Origin of the sequence: Streptomyces sp. NPDC004126 (assembly GCF_050275515.1) — a bacterium.
Lineage (GTDB): Bacteria > Actinomycetota > Actinomycetes > Streptomycetales > Streptomycetaceae > Streptomyces.
The window spans coordinates 166,280-173,154 of record NZ_JBNNPF010000013.1 but is presented as its reverse complement, the minus strand read 5'-3'; the positions used below and the strand labels follow the sequence as shown (position 1 = coordinate 173,154).

The following is a 6,875-nucleotide window of genomic DNA, read 5'->3' as shown; positions in this document are numbered from 1 at the left end:
CCTACTTCGCGGCGGCCGCGGCGGGGGACGCGGCGGCCGGGGCCGCCTGGCCGGCGGCGTGGGCCGGGGCCGAGGCCACGGCGGTGCGCCGCAGGCCGAGGACCGACACGGCCGCGATGGCCGCGGAGAGGGCCGTGGTGAACCAGAAGGCGGCCTGGAACCCGCTCACCGGAATCGCCGCGGCGGTCCCGTGGACCACACCGGCCAGGGCCACGCCCAGCGCCAGGCAGAGGCCGACACCCAGCTGGCGGCTGGAGTTGAACAGGCCGGAGGCCAGACCCATCTGCGGCCCGGTGACGCCGCTGGTGCCGGCGATGGCGGTGGCGATCATCATGACCGTGACGCCGAGGCCGATCAGCACACCGCCGGGCAGTACGCCGAGCAGGTAGGAGCTGTCCGCCGTCACCTGGGCCAGCAGACCCGAGCCGAGGGCGAGCAGCAGACCGCCGGCGATCAGCACGTTGCGGGCGCCGAGCCGGTGGGTGAGCTTGACGACCGGCAGGCTGAACAGGAAGACCACGAACGCCTGCGGGAAGAAGCCCATGCTCGCCTTCAGCGCGGAGTACCCGAGCACCTGCTGCATGAACATGGTGATGAAGAAGGTCGACACCGACATCACGCCGCCGGACAGGAACGCGATCCCGTTGCCCGCGGACAGCGCGCGGTTGCGGAAGATGGACAGCGGGACGAGCGGCTGGGAGACCTTGGTCTGCACGATCAGGAAGGCGATCAGCAGGGCGGCGCCGCCGCCCAGCGAGGCGAGGACGGGGGTCGCGTCCCAGCCCTTGTCGGAGGCCGCGGTCAGCCCGTACGTCAGGGCGCACATCGCCGAGGTGACCAGGACCGCGCCGGGCAGGTCCAGGCGGGAGGAGCGGGTGGCGTTGTGGTCGGCGAGCAGCCGCTTGGCGGCCAGCGCCACGAGCACGATCCCGACCGGGACGTTGACGAGCATGACGGCACGCCAGGTGAGGTACTCGGTGAGCAGGCCGCCGGCCACGACACCGCCGGTGAACCCGGCCGAGGAGACCGCGCCGAAGACGCCCATGGCCTTCACGCGCTCCGGCCCCTCCGGGAAGCCGCCGGCGATCATCGCCAGGACCGCGGGGGAGACCGCCGCGGCCGAGAAGCCCTGGACGGCACGGGCGAGCACGAGCACCCACGGCTCGGAGGCGATGCCGCCGACGAGCGAGGCGAGGGTGAACACGGCCAGACCCGTCACGAACATGCGCTTGCGGCCGAAGACGTCACCGGCACGGCCGCCCAGCAGCAGGAATCCGCCGTAGAAGAGTGCGTACGCGCCCACCACCCACTGCAGACCGCCGGCCGAGAAGCCGAGGTCGCGCTGCATGGCCCCCAGGGCGACGTTCACGATGGCGAAGTCGAGGACGAGCATGAACTGTGCGGCACACAGCAGGAGGAGCGGCGGCCTGGCGCCGGCTGCGGCGTTGGTGCTGGTCATGAGTTTCCTTTCACAGGGGAGGGAACGCGAGCGGGGGATACCGGCGAATGCGGTTGGCCGGTAGGGTCTGGGGAATGGCCGAACCCAAGCGCGTACGTCAGCCCGGCGACCGTGAGGTGGCCCCCGGCCGGCTCGCGGTGGTCCAGTCCTTCGTCAACAGCGTCAATGTCGAGTTCGGGCCCGACGAGTTCGCGACCGGGGCCGGGCTCGTCGGGTGGATGGCGGGACACGGGTTCCCCCCGGGCGCCGCGGCCCCCTCCGGCGCCGACCGCGCGGAAGCGGTCGCCGTACGTGAGGCGCTGCGCGCCCTGATGCGGGAGAACAACGGTGCGGGGGCCGATCCGGGGGCCCGCGCCCTGGTCGAACGCGTCGCCGCGCAGTGCCCGCTGGTCCTGGCCTTCGACGGCACCGGAACCCCCGGACTGCGCCCCGCCGGCTCCGGCACCCGGGGCATGATCGCCCAGGTCCTGGCGATCGTCGTCGAGGCCGCCGTCGACGGCACCTGGCAGCGGCTGAAGGCCTGTCACGAGCACCGCTGCGAATGGGCCTTCTACGACCGGGCCCGCAACCGGAGCGGACGCTGGTGCTCCATGGCCGTCTGCGGAACGCGCTCCAAGATGCAGACCTACCGCCAGGGGCTGCGCACCGCGGCCGACGCCCGCTGACAGCAGGGCGGCCACGGACCGCACGGCGTCCGCCGACCGTAACGGCCCCGCCGGGCCCTCGGCGACCGGGGCCGTCACGGCGCGTACTCCTTGCCGAGCAGCAGCCGGGCCACGGTCAGCTTGGTGGCCGCCGCGGTGCCGTCCGCGAGCTGGAGGCCGATGACGTCACGCAGCCGCTGGGCGACCGGTCCGTCCTCGCTCCACCCCTGGTGGCCCATGGTCAGCAGAGCCTGGTGCACCGCCTCCACCGCCGCCTTGGGGGCCCACCACTTGGCCATGTTCGACGGGATCCGGGGGTCCTCGCCCCGGTCCGCCCGCCACAGGGCCTCGAAGCACACCAGCCGGGCCGCGTGCAGCAGGGTGGTGTGCTCCACCAGCGGGAACGCCACGGACTGGAAGCGGCTGATGGGCTGCCCGAACGCGGACCGCCGCGACGCGTGCGCGTACGCCTCCGCCAGCGCGGCGTCCCCGACTCCGATGGCCATCAGCGCGATCAGCGCCCGGGACACCCCGAAGCCGCGCATGACCGCGGTGAACCCGCCGCCCAGCGTTCCGACGAGGTCCTGCGGTCCGACCCGCAGCCCGTCGAAGACCAGCCGTCCGCGTCCGCCGGCCCGGCAGCCGAGGTCGGTCAGCCGCTCCTTGCGGACCCGGTCCGCGTCGAGCGGGGTGTAGAAGGCGCTGATGCCGTGAGCGCCGTCGCCACCGGTCCGCGCGAACACCAGCGCGTGGGTGGCGTACGCGGTCACCATGATCGAGGTCTTCTCACCGGAGAGCAGCCAGCCGTCGCCCTCGGGCTCGGCGCGCATCCCGATGCCCGCCGCGTCCGTGCCGTGACCGGGCTCGGTCAGCGCGAGCGCCACCAGTGCCCCGCCCCGCGCGATCGGCGGCAGCCAGCGCTCCAGCTGCTCCGGACTCCCGCTGGAGGCGAGGACCCCGCCGATCAGCGCGGCGTTGAGCACCGGGAAGCACACCGACAGATCGGCCGCGGCCAGCTTCTCCAGCGCGATGCCCGAGCTCACGGCGTCCAGACCGAGGCCGCCGTACTGCTCCGGCACCCGCAGGGCGAACAGCCCGGCCTCCGCCATCGCCTCCAGCTGCCCGTCGCGGTAGGCGCCGCGCCGGTCGTTCCCGAGGCGGTGCGGAGCCACCTGCTCGTCGGCGAACGCCGCGGTGCGCTTGCCGAGTTCCTCCTGTTCCGCGGTGAAGCCGAAGTTCATGAGACCATCCCTCCTTCCCGGGCCCGCAGCCGGTCCCGCAGCTCGAATTTCTGGATCTTTCCCGACGGGGTCCTCGGCAGCGAGGGCACCAGTTCCAGCCGCTCGGGCCAGTACGTGCGGGCCATGCCGAGCCCCGCCAGATGCGTGCGTACGTCCTCCAGGCCCGGCGCGTCACCCGTGGTGACCAGGAACGCGCAGGCGCGCTCCCCGAGCCGGCGGTCCGGGTACCCGACCACGGCCACGTCCTTGACCGCGTGGTGCCGCAGCAGCGCCGCCTCCACCTCCAGCACCGGGATGTTCTCGGCGCCCCGCATGATCACGTCCTTGACCCGGCCGGTGATCCGTATCCCGCCGTGGCCGTCGTCACGGGCCAGGTCGCCCGTGTCGAACCAGCCGTCGGCCGTCACCGAGGCCTCGTAGACCTCCTGCCGCCGGAAGTAGCCCAGGCACTGGGCGGAACCGCGCACCTGGAGCAGCCCGGGAGTCCCCGGCGCCACCGGCACGCCGTCCTCGCCGACGATCCGGACCTCCATGCCGGGCACGGGGGTGCCGTCGCTCTCGGCGGCGCGCAGCGCCGGCTGCCCGGGACGGGTGACCGTGACGCAGCCGTTCTCCGTCATGCCCCACAGCGCGTACACCCGGCAGCCGAGCACCTCGCGGGCGTCCTCCACCAGCAGCGGGGCTATCGGCGCGCTGCCGGTGGCGAAACTGCGCAGCGCCGACAGGTCGTGCGGGGTCCCGCGCTGGGCGTCGATCAGGTCGGAGAGGAAGGTCGGGGCCCCCATGAAGAAGGTCACCCGCTGCTCCTGGAGGGTGCGCAGCATCTGCCCGGCGTCCCAGCGGTCCACCTGGACGGCGGTCGCGCCGAGCAGCAGCGGCATCACGAAGTTCCAGGTGAAGCCCGCCTGATGGGTGGTGGGGGAGCCCATCGCGGTGACCTCGGAGCCGGTCAGGCCGAGGGTGCCGGCCTGCGCCCGGTTCATCGAGTACAGGGTGTTGTGGCTGTGCAGCACGCCCTTGGGCTCACCCGTGGTGCCGGAGGTGAACATCACCTGGGCGGCGTCGTCGGGTCCGGCCTCCAGCGCGTCCAGGGAGGCGAGCAGCTCCGGGTCGGGCTCCGGCCCGTAGAGGTCGCGTACGAAGTCCAGCGCGCCGTCGCCGTCCGCACCGGTCCCGCCGAGGAGCACCCGGTGGCGCAGCGTGGGCACGGCGGCGGCGACCTCCGCGCTCATCTGCGCGTAGGAGAACCCGCGGAACGCGGCGGCGGCGATGTAGACCGGGCTCTGCGTCAGCCGGGTCATGAACTCCACCTCGCGGCGGCGCATCACCGGGACCACCGGTCCCGCGACCGCCCCGACCCGGGCGGCGGCCAGGCAGAGCGCCACCAGCTCCCAGGAGTTGGGCAGTTGCAGGGTCACCACGTCGCCGGGGCGCACCCCGAGCCGGAGCAGCCCGACCGCCAGCCGGTCGACCCGGCGGGCGAGCTCGGCGTAGCCGACGGTCTCGTACGCGTCCCCCCGGTAGCAGACCAGGGCGGGCTTGTCGGGCTGCTCGCGGGCCCAGCGGCGCAGGTCGTGCAGTACGGTCCGGTCGCGCCACCAGCCGGCGGCGCGGTAGGTGTCGGCCGTGCTCAACGGGTGCCTCCCCGGCTCGTCCCGACGGAAGTCCGGGCGCGATCGGCGATCGCCCGGGCGCTGACCCCGCCCCGTTCGAGCAGGTGGCGCTGGCTGCCGGCGACGGGGACGAACTCGTCCGGGAGGGCCATCCGGTGCACCCGCACCGGGCGCACGTCGCTGAGCGCCTCGGCGACCGCCGAGCCGAACCCGCCGGACCGCCAGTGCTCCTCCACGGTGATCACCGTGTCCCGCACGCCCAGCGAGCCCAGCAGCGCCTGGGTGTCCAGCGGCTTGACGGTGTGCAGGTGCAGCACGTTCGCCGAGATTCCCTCGGACTCCAGGAGATCGGCCGCCTCCAGGGCCGCCAGGACCGGGTAGGGCCCGCAGGCGGCCAGGGTGACGTCCGTGCCGTGCCGCAGCTGCTGGGCCTTGCCGAGCCGCAGCGGCGGGCCGGCGGGCAGGTCGGGCGTGGCGCCCCGGCCGAGCCGGAAGTACACGGGGCCGCCCAGGGTGAGCGCCTGGCGCAGCAGTTCCCCGGTGCCGGCGGCGTCGCCCGGCACGACCACGGTCATGTGGGGCAGCGCCCGCATCACCGCGATGTCCTCCAGCGCGTGGTGGGTCGGGCCGAGGTGCCCGGCGGAGACGCCGCAGTGGGTGGCCGCGATCAGCACCGGCAGGTTGCCCATCGCGATGTCGATCTTCACGGCCTCCACGGCGCGCGAGGACGCGAAGGCCCCCATCGTGTTGACCAGCGGGATGCGCCCCTCCCGGGCGAGGCCGGCCGCAGCGCCCATCAGGGTGTGCTCGGCGATGCCCAGGTTGAGGTAGCGGTCGGCGGCGGAACCGAAGTCCACCCCGCCGAACAGTCCGGTGTCGCTGTCCAGGACGACGAGCCGGGGTTCGCCCGGCAGCAGCTCGGCCACCGTGTCGCGGTACACCTCGCGGGCGGACCGGGCCGGGGCGGGCGCGAGTGCCGTGCCCATCACCGGTCACCTCCCGCCGAGGCCCGGACGGCCTTGAGCGCCCGCAGGTACTGGCGGTCGCTCAGCCGCGCGTAGTGGCTGCGCGCCTGCCCCTCGATGAAGGGCACGCCCTTGCCCTTGACGGTGTGGGCGATGACCACCGTGGGACGCGCCGGGTCGGCGGGCCGGGTCAGCTCCCGGGTCAGGGCCCCGGCGTCGTGGCCGTCGGCCTCCAGGACCCGCCAGCCGAAGGCCTGCCAGCGGTCGGCCAGCGGCTCCAGGGAGTTGACGGTCTCGGTCCCGCCGGTGATCTGCAGGCCGTTGCGGTCCACGACCGCGGTGAGAGCGCCCAGCCGGTGCGCGGACGCCACCGAGGCGGCCTCCCACACGGAGCCCTCCTGGAGCTCGCCGTCGCCCATCACCACGAAGCAGCGGCGGTCCGATCCGTCCAGCCGGTTGGCCAGGGCGTAGCCGACACCGAGGGCCAGGCCGTGGCCGAGGGAGCCGGAGGCGATCTCCACGCCGGGGATCTCCGGGTGCGGGTGGGCCATGAAGTGGCTGTCGGGCCTGGCGTACTCCTCCAGCGCCCGCGCCGGGAAGTAGCCCGCCTCGCAGAGCGTGGCGAACAGGGCGATGCCGCCGTGTCCCTTGCTGAGCAGCAGGACGTCGCGTTCGGGCAGCCCGGGGAAGCGGGGGTCGTGCCGCATGACCCGGAAGTAGAGGACGGAGAGGATTTCGACGAGCGACATCGACCCGCCCAGGTGGCCGCCCTCGGGTCCGGCGCACATGGCGAGGACGTGCTCCCTGATCCGCCCGGCGATCACCGCGAGTTCCGCCGCGTCGGGGGCGGACCGGTCGGGGCCGGCTGGGCCGGCGGGGCCGGCGCCGTGCGGGCCGGTGCCGGTGGTGTCCGTGCGGGCGGGCGCGCCCCGCAGCAGTGGCGGGCTGCTCAT

Annotated in this window: 6 protein-coding genes; 1 reads left to right on the top strand and 5 read right to left on the bottom strand. The window is 74.1% G+C overall.

The window, feature by feature from the left end; translation table 11 throughout:
- Position 1: 1 nt before the first annotated feature.
- Positions 2-1,459 carry an MFS transporter gene (locus tag ACQKM2_RS15435; RefSeq protein ID WP_427709922.1) on the bottom strand — a complete coding sequence of 486 codons (1,458 nt, stop codon included), beginning with the start codon at positions 1,457-1,459 and terminating at the stop codon, positions 2-4.
- A gap of 74 nt (positions 1,460-1,533) precedes the next feature.
- Between ACQKM2_RS15435 and ACQKM2_RS15430 the strand changes: the two genes are divergently transcribed.
- Positions 1,534-2,124, top strand: a complete 591-nt coding sequence (locus tag ACQKM2_RS15430; protein WP_427709920.1) for a CGNR zinc finger domain-containing protein — start codon at positions 1,534-1,536, stop codon at positions 2,122-2,124.
- A gap of 74 nt (positions 2,125-2,198) precedes the next feature.
- Here the strand turns inward: ACQKM2_RS15430 and ACQKM2_RS15425 are convergent, their stop codons facing one another.
- Genes ACQKM2_RS15425 through ACQKM2_RS15410 form a run of 4 tightly spaced genes read right to left on the bottom strand, consistent with a single transcriptional unit; the run spans position 2,199 to position 6,875 of the window.
- On the bottom strand, positions 2,199-3,344 hold the full coding sequence (locus ACQKM2_RS15425; RefSeq protein WP_427709918.1) for an acyl-CoA dehydrogenase family protein: 1,146 nt from the start codon (positions 3,342-3,344) through the stop codon (positions 2,199-2,201).
- A complete protein-coding gene (locus ACQKM2_RS15420; RefSeq protein ID WP_427709916.1) occupies positions 3,341-4,978 on the bottom strand; it encodes an AMP-binding protein in 1,638 nt (545 codons plus the stop codon). The genes ACQKM2_RS15425 and ACQKM2_RS15420 overlap by 4 nt, the downstream gene beginning before the upstream one ends.
- Positions 4,975-5,943, bottom strand: coding sequence for a transketolase family protein (locus tag ACQKM2_RS15415; RefSeq protein ID WP_427709914.1), 969 nt, complete (start codon positions 5,941-5,943; stop codon positions 4,975-4,977). The genes ACQKM2_RS15420 and ACQKM2_RS15415 overlap by 4 nt, the downstream gene beginning before the upstream one ends.
- On the bottom strand, positions 5,943-6,875 hold the full coding sequence (locus tag ACQKM2_RS15410; protein WP_427709912.1) for a transketolase: 933 nt from the start codon (positions 6,873-6,875) through the stop codon (positions 5,943-5,945). Before ACQKM2_RS15410 ends, ACQKM2_RS15415 begins: the two co-directional genes overlap by 1 nt.

What these genes read in the sequence shown, in the direction of transcription:
- ACQKM2_RS15435 (WP_427709922.1), bottom strand. Translation starts at nt 1,459, where the DNA reads ATGACCAGCACCAACGCCGCAGCCGGCGCCAGGCCGCCGCTCCTCCTG.
- ACQKM2_RS15430 (WP_427709920.1), top strand. Translation starts at nt 1,534, where the DNA reads ATGGCCGAACCCAAGCGCGTACGTCAGCCCGGCGACCGTGAGGTGGCC.
- ACQKM2_RS15425 (WP_427709918.1), bottom strand. Translation starts at nt 3,344, where the DNA reads ATGAACTTCGGCTTCACCGCGGAACAGGAGGAACTCGGCAAGCGCACC.
- ACQKM2_RS15415 (WP_427709914.1), bottom strand. Translation starts at nt 5,943, where the DNA reads ATGGGCACGGCACTCGCGCCCGCCCCGGCCCGGTCCGCCCGCGAGGTG.
- ACQKM2_RS15410 (WP_427709912.1), bottom strand. Translation starts at nt 6,875, where the DNA reads ATGAGCAGCCCGCCACTGCTGCGGGGCGCGCCCGCCCGCACGGACACC.